This window comes from Agromyces sp. NPDC057679 (assembly GCF_042799635.1).
Classification (GTDB): domain Bacteria; phylum Actinomycetota; class Actinomycetes; order Actinomycetales; family Microbacteriaceae; genus Agromyces.
Genome location: NZ_JBHVIK010000002.1, coordinates 1042668 through 1056251, shown reverse-complemented (window position 1 = coordinate 1056251; position 13584 = coordinate 1042668). Strand labels below are relative to the sequence as shown.

At 66.5% G+C, this 13584-nt stretch carries 20 protein-coding genes; 1 reads left to right on the top strand and 19 read right to left on the bottom strand.

Going from position 1 to position 13584, the window contains the following annotated elements; translation table 11 throughout:
* Position 1: 1 nt before the first annotated feature.
* From rplF to rpsJ, 16 genes are all read right to left on the bottom strand, one after another.
* Entirely contained in the window at positions 2-538 is a 537-nt protein-coding gene (gene rplF / locus ACFVAJ_RS11820) for a 50S ribosomal protein L6 (RefSeq protein ID WP_376944312.1), read from the bottom strand.
* A gap of 4 nt (positions 539-542) precedes the next feature.
* Positions 543-941 carry a 30S ribosomal protein S8 gene (gene rpsH / locus ACFVAJ_RS11815; protein ID WP_022889737.1) on the bottom strand — a complete coding sequence of 133 codons (399 nt, stop codon included), beginning with the start codon at positions 939-941 and terminating at the stop codon, positions 543-545.
* A 157-nt stretch (positions 942-1098) separates the two neighbouring features.
* Complete coding sequence (gene rplE, locus ACFVAJ_RS11810) at positions 1099-1683, bottom strand: 50S ribosomal protein L5 (RefSeq protein ID WP_376944310.1); 585 nt, start codon at positions 1681-1683, stop codon at positions 1099-1101.
* Complete coding sequence (gene rplX / locus ACFVAJ_RS11805; RefSeq protein WP_376944308.1) at positions 1683-2042, bottom strand: 50S ribosomal protein L24; 360 nt, start codon at positions 2040-2042, stop codon at positions 1683-1685. The genes rplE and rplX overlap by 1 nt, the downstream gene beginning before the upstream one ends.
* A gap of 4 nt (positions 2043-2046) precedes the next feature.
* Positions 2047-2415 (bottom strand): 50S ribosomal protein L14, encoded by a 369-nt coding sequence (gene rplN / locus ACFVAJ_RS11800; RefSeq protein WP_157423221.1) that lies wholly within the window; start codon positions 2413-2415, stop codon positions 2047-2049.
* A gap of 32 nt (positions 2416-2447) precedes the next feature.
* Complete coding sequence (gene rpsQ / locus ACFVAJ_RS11795; RefSeq protein ID WP_376944306.1) at positions 2448-2768, bottom strand: 30S ribosomal protein S17; 321 nt, start codon at positions 2766-2768, stop codon at positions 2448-2450.
* A gap of 2 nt (positions 2769-2770) precedes the next feature.
* Positions 2771-3097, bottom strand: coding sequence for a 50S ribosomal protein L29 (gene rpmC, locus ACFVAJ_RS11790; protein WP_376944304.1), 327 nt, complete (start codon positions 3095-3097; stop codon positions 2771-2773).
* Positions 3097-3516 carry a 50S ribosomal protein L16 gene (gene rplP / locus ACFVAJ_RS11785; RefSeq protein ID WP_022889731.1) on the bottom strand — a complete coding sequence of 140 codons (420 nt, stop codon included), beginning with the start codon at positions 3514-3516 and terminating at the stop codon, positions 3097-3099. The genes rpmC and rplP overlap by 1 nt, the downstream gene beginning before the upstream one ends.
* Positions 3517-3518: 2 nt before the next feature.
* Entirely contained in the window at positions 3519-4271 is a 753-nt protein-coding gene (gene rpsC / locus ACFVAJ_RS11780) for a 30S ribosomal protein S3 (RefSeq protein ID WP_157423219.1), read from the bottom strand.
* Positions 4271-4636, bottom strand: a complete 366-nt coding sequence (gene rplV / locus ACFVAJ_RS11775) for a 50S ribosomal protein L22 (RefSeq protein ID WP_026378675.1) — start codon at positions 4634-4636, stop codon at positions 4271-4273. The genes rpsC and rplV overlap by 1 nt, the downstream gene beginning before the upstream one ends.
* A gap of 25 nt (positions 4637-4661) precedes the next feature.
* On the bottom strand, positions 4662-4943 hold the full coding sequence (rpsS, locus tag ACFVAJ_RS11770) for a 30S ribosomal protein S19 (protein ID WP_022889728.1): 282 nt from the start codon (positions 4941-4943) through the stop codon (positions 4662-4664).
* A 12-nt stretch (positions 4944-4955) separates the two neighbouring features.
* Positions 4956-5795: a 50S ribosomal protein L2 gene (gene rplB / locus ACFVAJ_RS11765; RefSeq protein ID WP_157423218.1), complete on the bottom strand. Its 840-nt coding sequence runs from the start codon at positions 5793-5795 to the stop codon at positions 4956-4958.
* Positions 5796-5811: 16 nt separating this feature from the next.
* Positions 5812-6114, bottom strand: coding sequence for a 50S ribosomal protein L23 (rplW, locus tag ACFVAJ_RS11760; RefSeq protein WP_022889726.1), 303 nt, complete (start codon positions 6112-6114; stop codon positions 5812-5814).
* Entirely contained in the window at positions 6111-6770 is a 660-nt protein-coding gene (gene rplD / locus ACFVAJ_RS11755; RefSeq protein ID WP_376944302.1) for a 50S ribosomal protein L4, read from the bottom strand. The genes rplW and rplD overlap by 4 nt, the downstream gene beginning before the upstream one ends.
* 3 nt (positions 6771-6773) lie before the next feature.
* Positions 6774-7430, bottom strand: coding sequence for a 50S ribosomal protein L3 (gene rplC / locus ACFVAJ_RS11750; RefSeq protein ID WP_376944300.1), 657 nt, complete (start codon positions 7428-7430; stop codon positions 6774-6776).
* Positions 7431-7438: 8 nt separating this feature from the next.
* Positions 7439-7747, bottom strand: a complete 309-nt coding sequence (gene rpsJ, locus ACFVAJ_RS11745) for a 30S ribosomal protein S10 (protein ID WP_017201594.1) — start codon at positions 7745-7747, stop codon at positions 7439-7441.
* A 486-nt stretch (positions 7748-8233) separates the two neighbouring features.
* Between rpsJ and ACFVAJ_RS11740 the strand changes: the two genes are divergently transcribed.
* Positions 8234-8689, top strand: a complete 456-nt coding sequence (locus ACFVAJ_RS11740; RefSeq protein ID WP_376944298.1) for an OsmC family protein — start codon at positions 8234-8236, stop codon at positions 8687-8689.
* Positions 8690-8705: 16 nt separating this feature from the next.
* Here the strand turns inward: ACFVAJ_RS11740 and ACFVAJ_RS11735 are convergent, their stop codons facing one another.
* The 3 genes from ACFVAJ_RS11735 to fusA all read right to left on the bottom strand — a co-directional run bounded on the left by ACFVAJ_RS11735 (position 8706) and on the right by fusA (position 13545).
* Complete coding sequence (locus ACFVAJ_RS11735; RefSeq protein ID WP_376944296.1) at positions 8706-9920, bottom strand: acyltransferase family protein; 1215 nt, start codon at positions 9918-9920, stop codon at positions 8706-8708.
* Between the two features lie 204 nt (positions 9921-10124).
* Complete coding sequence (gene tuf, locus ACFVAJ_RS11730; RefSeq protein WP_376944293.1) at positions 10125-11318, bottom strand: elongation factor Tu; 1194 nt, start codon at positions 11316-11318, stop codon at positions 10125-10127.
* Between the two features lie 112 nt (positions 11319-11430).
* Positions 11431-13545, bottom strand: a complete 2115-nt coding sequence (gene fusA, locus ACFVAJ_RS11725; RefSeq protein ID WP_376944291.1) for an elongation factor G — start codon at positions 13543-13545, stop codon at positions 11431-11433.
* Positions 13546-13584: the final 39 nt, after the last annotated feature.

The following is a 13584-nucleotide window of genomic DNA, read 5'->3' as shown; positions in this document are numbered from 1 at the left end:
ATTACTTACCTGACTTTCCGGCCTTGCGACGCACGACCTCGCCGGCGTAGCGGATGCCCTTGCCCTTGTACGGCTCGGGCTTCTTGATCTTGCGGATGTTGGCGGCGGTCTCGCCGACGGCCTGCTTCGAGATGCCGGCGACCGTGATCTTGTTGTTGCCCTCGACGGTCAGCGTGATGCCCTCGGGAGCCTCGACCGTGACCGGGTGCGAGAAGCCGAGCGCGAACTCGACGGCGCTGCCCTTCTGCGCGACGCGGTAGCCGGTGCCGACGATCTCGAGGCCCTTGGAGTAGCCCTCGGTGACACCGATGATGTCGTTGGCGATGAGGGTGCGCGTGAGGCCGTGGAGCGAACGCGAGGCGCGCTCGTCGTCGGGACGGGTCACGACGACCTGGTTCTCCTCGAGCTTGACCTCGATGGGGGACGCGACGTTGAGCGAGAGCTCGCCCTTCGGGCCCTTGACGGTGACGGCCGAGCCGTCGATCTTGACGTCGACACCCGCGGGGATGTCGATGGGGAGTCGTCCGATTCGTGACATGGATTTACCACACGTAGGCGAGGACTTCCCCACCCACGCCCTTCTTCTCGGCCTGGCGGTCGGTCAGCAGACCGCTGGAAGTGGACAGGATCGCGACGCCGAGGCCGCCGAGGACCTTGGGCAGCTCGGTCGACTTCGCGTACACGCGGAGGCCGGGCTTCGAGACGCGCTTGATACCGGCGATCGAGCGCTCGCGGTTCGGGCCGAACTTGAGCTTCAGCGTGAGGGTCTTGCCCACGCGAGCGTCGGTGACCTCGAAGTCGGCGATGTAGCCCTCGAGCTTCAGGATCTCGGCGATGTGCGCCTTGAGCTTCGAGTTGGGCATCGACACGGAGTCGTGGTGCGCGGAGTTCGCATTCCGCAGGCGGGTCAGCATGTCAGCGACCGGGTCGGTCATCGTCATGACGATTCGTTCCTTACGTTCACCAGGTTTCAGGACCCGTTACACGGGGACTGACCTGTGGTGTGGCCTCAGCGATTGCATGAGACCGAAGTCCCGCACCCGCCGGCCTCCGAGTGAACGGAGACCGGCGAATGCGAGCACAAACTCGTAGAGTCTACTACGCGTTGTCGGCCGACTTGAACGGGAAGCCGAGCGCCTTGAGCAGCGCGCGACCCTCGTCGTCGTTCTTGGCGGTGGTCACCACGGTGATGTCCATGCCGCGAACGCGGTCGATCTTGTCCTGGTCGATCTCGTGGAACATCGACTGCTCCGTGAGGCCGAAGGTGTAGTTGCCGTTGCCGTCGAACTGCTGGTCGCTGAGTCCGCGGAAGTCGCGGATGCGGGGCAGGGCGAGCGAGAGCAGGCGGTCGAGGAACTCCCACATGCGGTCGCCGCGGAGCGTGACGTGCGCACCGATCGGCTGACCCTCGCGCAGCTTGAACTGCGCGATCGACTTGCGGGCCTTGGTCACCTGCGGCTTCTGGCCGGTGATCTTGATGAGGTCGGCGATCGCGCCGTCGATGACCTTGCCATCGCGGGCGGCCTCGCCGACACCCATGTTCACGACGATCTTCACGAGGCCGGGCACCTGGTGCGGGTTCGTGTACTCGAACTGCTCGGTGAGGCCCTTGGCGATCTCGCCGCGGTACTTGGTCTTCAGTCGCGGCTGGATTTTGCCAGCCTGCGTAGCCGTGTCGGTCATTACAGGTCCTTACCTGACTTCTTGGCGTAGCGGACGCGGACGGTCTTCGTGACGCCGTCCTTCGTCACCTGCTCGGTGCGGAAGCCGACGCGGGTCGGCTTCTTCGTCTCGGGGTCGACGATCGCGACGTTCGAAACGTGGATCGGCGCCTCGTGGGTCTCGATGCCGCCGGTCTTCGAGCCGCGCTGCGTCTGACCGACGCGCACGTGCTTCGTGACGAAGTTCACGCCTTCGACGACGACGCGGTTCTCGGCGACGAGCACCTCGAGGACCTTGCCCTGCTTGCCGCGGTCTCCGCCGCGAGCCTGGCTGCGGCCCGAGATGACCTGGACGAGGTCGCCCTTCTTGATGTTGGCCATGTTTTTACAGCACCTCCGGTGCCAGCGAGATGATCTTCATGAACTTCTTGTCGCGAAGCTCGCGACCGACCGGCCCGAAGATACGGGTGCCGCGGGGGTCACCGTCGTTCTTCAGGATGACCGCGGCGTTCTCGTCGAACTTGATGTACGAGCCGTCGGGACGACGGGTCTCCTTGACGGTGCGGACGATGACGGCCTTGACCACATCGCCCTTCTTGACGTTGCCGCCGGGGATAGCGTCCTTGACGGTCGCGACGATGACGTCACCGACACCGGCGTAACGACGCTTCGAACCGCCGAGAACGCGGATCGTGAGCAGCTCCTTGGCGCCGGTGTTGTCGGCGACCTTGACTCGTGATTCCTGCTGAAGCACTTCGAACTCCTTCTTTCAAGCAAGCCCGAGGCTTACTTGGCCTTCTCGACGATCTCGACGAGACGCCAGCGCTTCGTGGCGGAAAGGGGGCGGGTCTCGCTGATCACGACGAGGTCGCCGATGCCGGCGGTGTTCTGCTCGTCGTGCGCCTTGACCTTCGAGGTACGGCGGATGACCTTGCCGTACAGCGGGTGCTTCACGCGGTCCTCGACCTCGACGACGATGGTCTTCTCCATCTTGTCGCTGACGACGTAGCCGCGGCGAACCTTGCGGTAGCCGCGCACCTCGGTGGACTCCGCGAGGTCGGTCGCAGTTTCGACCGCGGGCTTCGCAGCCTTCTTGGTCTCAGCCATGATCAGGCCTCCTTCGTCTCTGCGGCGTCAGCCGGGGCATCCGCCTCGGCCTTGGCCTTCTTCGTCTTCTTCTCGGCCTTGGCGGGGGCCGCCTCGACCGGCGCGGGCGTGGCACGGATGCCGAGCTCGCGCTCACGGATGACCGTGTAGATGCGGGCGATGTCGCGCTTGACCGCACGGAGGCGGCCGTGGCTCTCGAGCTGACCGGTGGCCGACTGGAAGCGCAGGTTGAACAGCTCTTCCTTGGCCTTCTTCAGCTCGTCGACGAGTCGCTCGTCTTCAAAGGTGTCGAGCTCTGCGGGGCTGAGCTCCTTGGTGCCGACGGCCATTATGCGTCGCCCTCCTCGCGCTTGATGATGCGTGCCTTGAGGGGCAGCTTGTGGATGGCACGGGTCATGGCTTCGCGGGCGAGCTCCTCGGAGACGCCCGAGACCTCGAAGAGGACGCGACCCGGCTTGACGTTGGCGACCCACCACTCGGGCGAACCCTTACCGGAACCCATGCGGGTTTCGGCCGGCTTCTTCGTGAGCGGACGGTCGGGGTAGATGTTGATCCACACCTTGCCGCCACGCTTGATGTGACGCGTCATCGCGATACGAGCGGACTCGATCTGACGGTTGGTCACGTAAGCGGGCGTCAGCGCCTGGATGCCGTACTCACCGAACGACACCTTGGTGCCACCGGTGGCCTGGCCCGAGCGGCCGGGGTGGTGCTGCTTGCGGTACTTGACTCGACGGGGAATCAACATGGTTATGCCTCAACTCCTGCGGTCGCCGGCTCGGCCTTGGGGGCGCGGTCGCGACGGGGACGGTCGTTGCGGTCGCGGGACGGCTTCTGGGCCGCCTGCTCGCGCGCGAGTTCCTTGTTGGTGATGTCGCCCTTGTAGATCCAGACCTTCACGCCGATGCGGCCGAAGGTGGTCTTGGCCTCGTAGAAGCCGTAGTCGATGTTCGCGCGGAGCGTGTGCAGGGGCACACGGCCTTCGCGGTAGAACTCCGAGCGGCTCATCTCGGCGCCGCCGAGACGGCCCGACACCTGGATGCGGACACCCTTGGCGCCGGCGCGCTGCGCGCCCTGCAGGCCCTTGCGCATCGCGCGGCGGAACGCCACGCGAGCGGAGAGCTGCTCGGCGATGCCCTGCGCGACGAGCTGGGCGTCGGCCTCGGGGTTCTTGACCTCGAGGATGTTGAGCTGGATCTGCTTGCCGGTGAGCTTCTCGAGGTCGGCGCGGATGCGCTCGGCCTCGGCGCCGCGGCGGCCGATCACGATGCCGGGACGCGCCGTGTGGATGTCCACGCGGACGCGGTCGCGGGTGCGCTCGATCTCGATGCGCGAGACACCCGCGCGGTCGAGCGACGTCTGGAGCAGACGACGGATCTTGACATCCTCGGCGAGGTAGTCGGCGTAGCGCTGTCCGGGCTTCGTCGAGTCGGAGAACCACCGCGACACGTGGTCGGTGGTGATGCCGAGACGGAAGCCGTACGGGTTGACCTTCTGACCCATTACTTCGTACCCTCCTCGGGCGTGGCGAGCACGACGGTGATGTGGCTCGTTCGCTTGTTGATGCGGAAGGCACGACCCTGCGCACGCGGCTGGAATCGCTTGAGGGTGGTGCCCTCATCGACGAATGCGCGGCTGATGTAGAGGTCCTGCTCGTCCAGATAGGTGTTCGTTGCATCGGCCTTGACGCGAGCGTTCGCGATGGCCGAGGCGACGAGCTTGTACACGGGCTCGCTCGCACCCTGGGGGGCGAACTTCAGGATGGCCAGGGCCTCCTGAGCCTGCTTGCCGCGGATCATGTTGACGACACGACGGGCCTTCATGGGGGTCACGCGGATGTGACGCACGCGTGCGATCGACTCCACCATTTCTTTCCTCCTTCACGCCACCGCGTCAGCGGCGGCGGCCCTTCTTGTCGTCCTTCACGTGACCACGGAAGGTGCGGGTGGGGGCGAACTCGCCGAGCTTGTGACCCACCATGGTCTCGGTGACGAACACCGGGATGTGCTTGCGGCCGTCGTGCACGGCGATCGTGTGCCCGAGCATGGCCGGGATGATCATCGAGCGGCGCGACCACGTCTTGATGACGTTCTTCGAACCGGCTTCGTTCTGGACGACGACCTTGCGAAGCAGGTGCTCGTCGACGAAGGGGCCCTTCTTGAGACTGCGAGGCATCTTCTCTTACTCCTACTTGCGCTTCTTGCCGACGGTGCGACGACGGACGATGAGCTTGTCGCTTTCCTTGTTGGGGCGACGAGTGCGGCCCTCGGACTTGCCCCAGGGGCTGACCGGGTGACGACCACCGGAGGTCTTGCCCTCACCACCACCGTGCGGGTGGTCGATCGGGTTCATCGCGACACCACGCACGGTCGGGCGGACGCCCTTCCAGCGCTTGCGGCCGGCCTTGCCCCAGTTGATGTTCGACTGCTCGGCGTTGCCGACCTCGCCGACGGTCGCGCGGCAGCGCGCGTCGACGTTGCGGATCTCGCCCGAGGGCAGACGGAGCTGCGCGTAGGGGCCGTCCTTGGCGACGAGACGCACCGAGGCGCCGGCCGAGCGAGCCATCTTGGCACCGCCACCGGGGCGCAGCTCGATGGCGTGCACGACGGTACCGGTGGGGATGTTCTTCAGCGGCAGGTTGTTGCCCGGCTTGATGTCGGCGTTCGGGCCCGACTCGACGATGTCGCCCTGCGAGAGCTTGTTCGGAGCCAGGATGTAACGCTTCGTGCCGTCGACGAAGTGCAGCAGCGCGATGCGCGCGGTGCGGTTGGGGTCGTACTCGATGTGCGCGACCTTGGCGTTGACGCCGTCCTTGTCGTTGCGACGGAAGTCGATCACGCGGTACTGGCGCTTGTGGCCACCACCGATGTGACGGGTCGTGATGCGACCCTGGTTGTTGCGACCACCGGTCTTCGACAGGGGGCGGAGCAGCGACTTCTCAGGAGTCGAACGCGTGATCTCCGCGAAGTCGGCGACCGACGAACCGCGACGACCCGGGGTCGTGGGCTTGTACTTACGAATAGCCATTTTCTACCTCTGCTCCTTAGCCGACAGCCGTGAAGATGTCGATCGAGCCGGACTTGAGGGTGACGATCGCGCGCTTCGTGTCCTTGCGCTTGCCCATGCCGAACCGGGTGCGGCGGGTCTTGCCCTGGCGGTTCAGGGTGTTGATCGACGCCACCTGGACGTTGAAGATCTTCTCGATGGCGAGCTTGATCTCGGTCTTGTTCGAGCGGGGGTCCACGGTGAACGTGTACTTGCCCTCGTCGATCAGGCCGTAGCTCTTCTCCGAGACGACCGGCGCGATGATGATGTCGCGCGGGTCCTTGTTGTGTGCGGCGCTCATGCGGAGACCTCTTCCTTCTTCGCCGACTTCGCGGCCACGAAGGCCTCGAGCGCGGCGGCGCTGAAGACGATGTCGTCGGCGACGAGCACGTCGTAGGCGTTGAGCTGGTCGACCGGCAGCACGTGCACGGTCGGGATGTTGCGGACGGCGCGCTCGGCGAGCTCCTCGTCGCGCGTGAGCACGATCAGGAAGTGCTTGGCCGGGGCGATGCCGCCGAGGAGCGCGATCGCGTCCTTCGTGCGGGGGGCCTCACCGGGGACGAACCCGGAGACCGCGTGGATGCGGCCGCCGCGGGCGCGGTCGGAGAGGGCGCCGAGGAGAGCCGCGGCGATCATCTTCTTGGGGGTCCGCTGCGAGTAGTCGCGCGGCTGCGGGCCGTGCACGACGCCACCGCCGGTCATGTGCGGAGCGCGGATCGAGCCCTGACGAGCGCGGCCGGTGCCCTTCTGCTTGAACGGCTTGCGACCGGCGCCCGAGACCTCGCCGCGGGTCTTGGTCTTGTGCGTACCCTGGCGTGCCGCAGCGAGCTGCGCGACGACGACCTGGTGGATGAGCGGGACGTTGGTCTGCACGTCGAAGAGCTCGGCGGGCAGCTCGAACGAGCCGGACTTCTTGCCGGTCGCGTCGAGCACGTCGATGGTGTTGGCGGTAGCCATGGACTACGCCCCCTTCACTGCGTTGCGGACGAAAACGAGACGGCCGCGAGCACCGGGAACCGCGCCCTTGACGAGCAGCAGGCCCTTCTCGGCGTCGACGGCGTGGACGCGGAGGTTCAGCACGGTCACGCGCTCGCCACCCATGCGACCGGCCATGCGCATGCCCTTGAAGACACGGCTGGGGGTCGACGAAGCACCGATCGAACCGGGCTTGCGGTGGTTGCGGTGCGAACCGTGCGAAGCCGAGACGCCCTTGAAGTTGTGGCGCTTCATGACACCGGCGAAGCCCTTGCCCTTGCTCGTGCCGACGACGTCGACGAGCTGGCCGGCCTCGAAGGCGCCCTCGACCGCGAGCTCCTGGCCGAGCTCGTACGACGCGGCGTCCGCGGTGCGGACCTCGGTCACGTGACGGCGGGGAGTCACGCCTGCGGCCTGGAAGTGGCCGGCGGCGGGCTGGTTGACCTTGCGCGGGTCGATGGCGCCTGCGGCGATCTGCACGGCCTCGTAGCCGTCCTTCTCGACGGTGCGGAGCTGGGTGACCACGTTCGGGGCGATCTCGATGACGGTGACGGGAACGAGCTTGTTGTTCTCATCCCAGACCTGGGTCATGCCGAGCTTGGTGCCGAGCAGACCCTTCACGTTCTTGGTAGCGGAAGACATCTGTTACCTCAGAGCTTGATCTCGATGTTGACGTCGGCCGGCAGGTCGAGACGCATCAGCGAGTCGACGGCCTTGGGCGTCGGGTCCACGATGTCGATGAGGCGCTTGTGGGTGCGCATCTCGAAGTGCTCGCGGCTGTCCTTGTACTTGTGGGGCGAGCGGATGACGCACACCACGTTCTTCTCCGTCGGAAGCGGCACGGGGCCGACGACCGTGGCGCCCGCGCGGGTCACCGTGTCGACGATCTTGCGCGCCGAGGTGTCGATGACCTCGTGGTCATACGACTTCAGTCGAATGCGGATCTTCTGTCCCGCCATTGCTGACTCTCTCTCTGTCAAGGCGTCTTACCCCTTCCGAGGGCATCGGACGCCGCGTAGCTACTCCGTGTGAAGCACCACTGTTCTTCTGTCAAAGGCCGGTGATCGAGCCTGTCGAAGCCACCCGCCCGGATGACCCGGGGCGGTGCCCTCGACACGCTCGACCTTCGAGCCCCAACCGGCGCGCACGCAGCACGGGAAGGCCCGTGCCAGGTGGTTGTCGGTTGTGTGTTCTGCTGCCTGCCGCCTAACCTGACCCCGGAGCTGCGCTTCGGGTGGTTATGCACTGCCTGACAGTGATTCGAACGCGCGCACGAGGGCACGCGTTCGAAATGTTGAACTCAACGAGTTTGCCACAGTCGGGACGTCCGTGCAACCCGGGCGTGTCGCGCCCGCCTCTCCTCACAGGGACGTCGCAGGAAGCGGCCCCGATCCGCGGGATGCCGCATGATGGGTGGAGGGGCCACGACCCCGTCTGGAGGCGCAATGAGCGAGCACGCACATCAGGTCAGCGATCGGATCGGACCGGGCAGCGTCTCGGTCACCCGCACCGGCCCCCGCAGCTACGAGGGGCTGAACGAGCGCGGCGCCACGGTGCGCATCGGCGGCGACGAGCTCGAGGGCGAGCACTTCTCGCCGGGCGAGCTGCTGAAGCTCGCCCTCATCGGCTGCGCGGGACTCAGCACCGACCGGGTCGCGGCCCGGCGGCTCGGCGACGACTACGCGATCACGATCTGGGCGCACGGCATGAGCGACCCCGACACGAACCGGTACACCCGCGTCGAGGAGGAGCTGCTCGTCGATCTCGGCGGGCTCGAGGCATCCGATCGCACCAAGCTCATCGAGATCATGGCGCGGGCGATCGAGCGGGGATGCACCGTGGCGCGCAGCGTCGAGGACAGCATCGAGCTCGACACCACCATCGACGGTTCCCCGGCGTAGCCGCGCCGGCCGCAGCTCACTCCTCGACGGAGGTCTCGCACGCCGCCGCGCGCTCGCCCGCCATGCTCGGAGCGACGACGCCGGCCCCCACGATGACGGCGATGAGTCCGGCGAGCCCGCTCAGCAGGAACACGGGGCGAAGCCCGAGCCCGCGGCGGCCCTGGCGGAACGGATCCTCGATCCAGCGCTTCGACAGCCCCGCGACGAGCACCGACACCGCGACGAGGATCACCATCAGCCACGGCGGGCTCGGCATCCCGGTCAGGTACGGGGTGAACATGAAGATCGGCCAGTGCCAGAGGTACAGCGAGTACGAGACGTCGCCCGTCCACTGCACCGGACGCAGCCGGGCGACGCGCGCGGGCGACCAGGCGCGCTCCGGCATGCCAGCCCAGATGACCCCGAGCGTGCCCACCACCGGGATCAGCACCACGAGGCCCGGGAACACCTCGGGCGAACGGAAGGCGACGATCGGCACCACGATGAGCACGAGCCCCGCCCATGAGACGACGGAGCGCACCCCCGCCATGCGGGTGAGCGGCGCGCGGCTCACGATCGCGAGGATCCCGCCGACGCCGAACTCCCAGGTGCGGGCGAAGGTCGAGAAGTAGGCGAGATTCGGATCCTGCGCGGTGAGGAGCACCGAGTGCACGAACGAGGCGACAGTGACGACCGACAGCATCACGAGCACCACGACGGTGGATGCCGTGCCCCGCCGGGCCGCGATCCAGAGCGCGACGATGATGAGCAGCGGCCAGAAGAGGTAGAACTGCTCCTCGACCGACAGCGACCAGAAGTGCTGGACGGGCGTCGATTCGAGATCGGCTCGCTGAGGGATCTGGGAGTCGACGGCCAGCTGCCAGTTCTCGTAGTAGAGGGTGGCCGCGACGATCTCGCGGAACCACGAACGCCACTCGCGCTGCGGGACCAGCAGCAGGGTGAGCGCCGAGACGGCCGCGAGGGTCGCGATCGCCGCGGGCAGGATGCGGCGGGCCCTGCGCAGGTAGAAGTCGCGCAGTGAGAGGCGGCCCGATCGCTCGATCTCCCGCATGAGGAGCCCGGTGATGAGGAACCCGGAGACGACGAAGAAGACGTCGACGCCCATGTAACCGGCGGGCGCCACGGCCGGCCAACCGTGATGGAGCACAACCGCCCCCACGGCGACGGCCCGGAGAGCCTGGATCTCGGGACGTACCGTGGATCGAGCGAATGGCGGGGGTGAAGCAGCCATCGGCTCAACCCTACGGTGAAGGCGATCGTTCGCCCAAGGGTGAGTTTCGCGAGGTCACCCCTCGGAGGGGACGACGAAGGGGCCGGAGCCCAAGAGATCGATACCGGCCGGACCCCTCGCGGGGACCGGCCCGACCCCTCGGAGGGAACGACGAAGGGGGCCGGGCCGAAGCCCGACCCCCTCACAGGTCGCGTATCGCGAAGATTACTTGATGATCTTCGTGACGGTACCGGCGCCGACGGTGCGGCCACCCTCGCGGATGGCGAAGCCGAGGCCCTCCTCCATGGCGATCGGCTGGATCAGCTCGACGACCATGTCAGTGGTGTCGCCGGGCATGACCATCTCGGTGCCCTCGGGCAGCGTGATGACGCCGGTGACGTCGGTGGTGCGGAAGTAGAACTGCGGACGGTAGTTCGCGTAGAACGGGTTGTGACGGCCGCCCTCGTCCTTCGAGAGGATGTAGGCAGTGCCCTCGAAGTTGGTGTGGGGGGTGACCGAACCCGGTGCCACGACGACCTGGCCGCGCTCGACGTCCTCGCGCTTGGTGCCGCGGAGCAGGAGACCGCAGTTCTCGCCGGCCCATGCCTCGTCGAGCTGCTTGTGGAACATCTCGATACCGGTGACGGTGGTCTTCTGCGTCGGGCGGATGCCGACGATCTCGACCTCGGAGTTGATCTTCAGCGTGCCACGCTCGGCGCGGCCCGTGACGACCGTGCCACGGCCGGTGATCGTGAAGACGTCCTCGACGGGCATGAGGAACGGCTTGTCGCGGTCGCGCACCGGGTCGGGCACGGACGAGTCGACGGCCTCCATGAGCTCGAGAACCGAGTTGACCCACTTCTCGTCGCCCTCGAGCGCCTTGAGGCCCGAGACGCGAACGACCGGAGCGTCGTCGCCGGGGAAGCCCTGCGACGAGAGCAGCTCGCGGACCTCGAGCTCGACGAGCTCCAGGATCTCCTCGTCGTCGACCATGTCGCTCTTGTTGAGCGCGACGAGCAGGTAGGGCACGCCGACCTGCTTGGCGAGCAGCACGTGCTCACGCGTCTGAGCCATCGGGCCGTCGGTGGCGGCGACCACGAGGATCGCGCCGTCCATCTGAGCCGCACCGGTGATCATGTTCTTGATGTAGTCGGCGTGACCAGGGGCGTCGACGTGCGCGTAGTGGCGCTTCGGCGTCTCGTACTCGACGTGCGAGATGTTGATCGTGATGCCGCGCTGACGCTCTTCGGGAGCCGAGTCGATCGACGCGAAGTCGCGCTGAACGTTGGTCGCCGAGGGGTACTTGTCAGCAAGCACCTTCGAGATCGCAGCGGTGAGCGTGGTCTTGCCGTGGTCGACGTGACCGATCGTTCCGATGTTGACGTGCGGCTTGGTCCGCTCGAACTTGGCCTTAGCCACTGTGGGTCCTCCTCAGGACTCGTGTAGAGCCGCCGGGCGCTGGATTGCGACCGGTGGCCTACGGGGGTTGTGTTGATATGTTACGCGAACCGGAAGGTTCGTGCGGGCAGGGCTATTCGCCCTTGTTCTTCTGGACGATCTCGTCGGCGACAGCCTTCGGGACCTCCGCGTAGCTCTCGAACTCCATCGAGTACACCGCGCGGCCCGAGGTCTTCGACCGCAGGTCACCGATGTAGCCGAACATCTCCGAGAGCGGGACGTGCGCACGCACGACCTTCACACCGGCGGCGTCCTCCATGGACTGGATCTGGCCGCGGCGCGAGTTCAGGTCGCCGATGACGTCGCCCATGTACTCCTCGGGAGTACGGACCTCGACGCTCATCAGCGGTTCGAGCAGAACGGGGTTCGCCTTGCGAGCGGCTTCCTTGAAGCCCATCGAGCCGGCGATCTTGAACGCCATCTCCGAGGAGTCGACGTCGTGGGCGGCACCGTCGAGGAGGCGCGCCTTGACGCCCACCATCGGGAAGCCGGCGAGGATGCCGTACTGCATGGCGTCCTGGAAGCCCGCGTCGACCGAGGGGATGTACTCGCGGGGGATGCGACCACCCGTGACCTCGTTCGAGAACTCGTAGATCTTGTCGCCCTCGACCTCGAGCGGCTCGAGCGCGAACTGGATCTTCGCGAACTGGCCCGAACCACCGGTCTGCTTCTTGTGGGTGTAGTCGTGGCGCTCGACCGCGCGACGGATCGTCTCGCGGTAGGCGACCTGCGGCTTGCCGACGTTCGCCTCGACCTTGAACTCCCGCTTCATGCGGTCGACGAGGATGTCGAGGTGCAGCTCGCCCATGCCCTTGATGACCGTCTGGCCGGTCTCCTGGTTGAGCTCGGTGCGGAAGGTCGGGTCCTCTTCGGCGAGCTTCTGGATCGCCGTGCCGAGCTTCTCCTGGTCTGCCTTCGTCTTCGGCTCGATCGCGACCTCGATGACGGGCTCGGGGAAGGTCATCGACTCGAGGACGACCTGGTTGTCGGGGTCGGAGAGGGTGTCACCGGTGGTGGTGTCCTTCAGGCCGATGACCGCGTAGATGTTGCCCGCGGTGACCGAGTCGACAGGGTTCTCCTTGTTGGCGTGCATCTGGAAGATCTTGCCGATGCGCTCCTTCTTGCCCTTGGTCGAGTTGACGACCTGGGCACCCGAGTCGAGCTGACCCGAGTAGACGCGCACGTAGGTGAGACGACCGAAGAAGGGGTGCACCGCGACCTTGAACGCGAGCGCCGCGAAGGGGTCGGTGGCGTCGGGGTGACGCTCGATGACCTCGTCCTCGTTGCGCGGGTTGCGGCCCTGGATGGCCGGGACGTCGAGCGGCGACGGGAGGTAGTCGATGACCGCGTCGAGCATCGGCTGCACACCGCGGTTCTTGAACGCCGAGCCGCAGAGCACGGGGTAGATCTCCGAGTTGACGACCATCTTGCGGATGGCGCCCTTGATCTCGGCGACGGTGAGCTCTTCGCCGCCGAAGAACTTCTCGAGGAGCGCGTCGTCGGTCTCGGCGACGGTCTCGAGGAGGGCCTGACGGTACTCGTCCGCCTTCTCCTTGAGGTCGGCGGGGATCTCCTGGACCTCGTACTTGGCGCCCATGGTCACGTCGCCCTTGGCGTCGCCCGGCCACACGAGGGCACGCATCTCGACGAGGTCGATGACACCGATGAAGTCGTTCTCGGCACCGATGGGGAGCTGCAGCACGAGCGGCTTGGCGCCCAGGCGCGAGATGATCGTGTCGACCGTGAAGTAGAAGTCGGCACCGAGCTTGTCCATCTTGTTGACGAAGCAGATGCGCGGCACGTTGTACTTGTCGGCCTGACGCCACACCGTCTCGGACTGGGGCTCGACGCCCTCCTTGCCGTCGAAGACGGCGACGGCGCCGTCGAGCACGCGGAGCGAGCGCTCGACCTCGACGGTGAAGTCGACGTGGCCGGGGGTGTCGATGATGTTGATCTGGTTCTTGTTCCAGAAGCAGGTCACGGCGGCAGACGTGATCGTGATGCCGCGCTCCTTCTCCTGCTCCATCCAGTCGGTCGTCGAGGCGCCGTCGTGCGTCTCGCCGAGCTTGTGGTTGACGCCCGTGTAGAACAGGATGCGCTCGGTGGTGGTGGTCTTGCCGGCATCGATGTGGGCCATGATGCCGATGTTGCGGACCTTGCTCAGGTCGGTGAGCACGTCTTGTGCCACGGGGGTTCCTCCGGAAGGTTCAGGAACGGAAGTGAGAGG

Coding starts and splice junctions, on each gene's coding strand:
- rplV (WP_026378675.1), bottom strand. CDS start 4,636: ATGGTGGAGTCGATCGCACGCGTGCGTCACATCCGCGTGACCCCCATG.
- rpsC (WP_157423219.1), bottom strand. CDS start 4,271: ATGGGTCAGAAGGTCAACCCGTACGGCTTCCGTCTCGGCATCACCACC.
- rplD (WP_376944302.1), bottom strand. CDS start 6,770: ATGGCTACCGCCAACACCATCGACGTGCTCGACGCGACCGGCAAGAAG.
- rpsJ (WP_017201594.1), bottom strand. CDS start 7,747: ATGGCGGGACAGAAGATCCGCATTCGACTGAAGTCGTATGACCACGAG.
- rplX (WP_376944308.1), bottom strand. CDS start 2,042: ATGGCCAACATCAAGAAGGGCGACCTCGTCCAGGTCATCTCGGGCCGC.
- rpsQ (WP_376944306.1), bottom strand. CDS start 2,768: ATGGCTGAGACCAAGAAGGCTGCGAAGCCCGCGGTCGAAACTGCGACC.
- rplP (WP_022889731.1), bottom strand. CDS start 3,516: ATGTTGATTCCCCGTCGAGTCAAGTACCGCAAGCAGCACCACCCCGGC.
- rpsH (WP_022889737.1), bottom strand. CDS start 941: ATGACGATGACCGACCCGGTCGCTGACATGCTGACCCGCCTGCGGAAT.
- ACFVAJ_RS11735 (WP_376944296.1), bottom strand. CDS start 9,920: ATGGCTGCTTCACCCCCGCCATTCGCTCGATCCACGGTACGTCCCGAG.
- rplW (WP_022889726.1), bottom strand. CDS start 6,114: ATGAGCGCCGCACACAACAAGGACCCGCGCGACATCATCATCGCGCCG.
- rpmC (WP_376944304.1), bottom strand. CDS start 3,097: ATGGCCGTCGGCACCAAGGAGCTCAGCCCCGCAGAGCTCGACACCTTT.
- ACFVAJ_RS11740 (WP_376944298.1), top strand. CDS start 8,234: ATGAGCGAGCACGCACATCAGGTCAGCGATCGGATCGGACCGGGCAGC.
- rplF (WP_376944312.1), bottom strand. CDS start 538: ATGTCACGAATCGGACGACTCCCCATCGACATCCCCGCGGGTGTCGAC.
- rplE (WP_376944310.1), bottom strand. CDS start 1,683: ATGACCGACACGGCTACGCAGGCTGGCAAAATCCAGCCGCGACTGAAG.
- rplB (WP_157423218.1), bottom strand. CDS start 5,795: ATGGCTATTCGTAAGTACAAGCCCACGACCCCGGGTCGTCGCGGTTCG.
- rplC (WP_376944300.1), bottom strand. CDS start 7,430: ATGTCTTCCGCTACCAAGAACGTGAAGGGTCTGCTCGGCACCAAGCTC.
- rpsS (WP_022889728.1), bottom strand. CDS start 4,943: ATGCCTCGCAGTCTCAAGAAGGGCCCCTTCGTCGACGAGCACCTGCTT.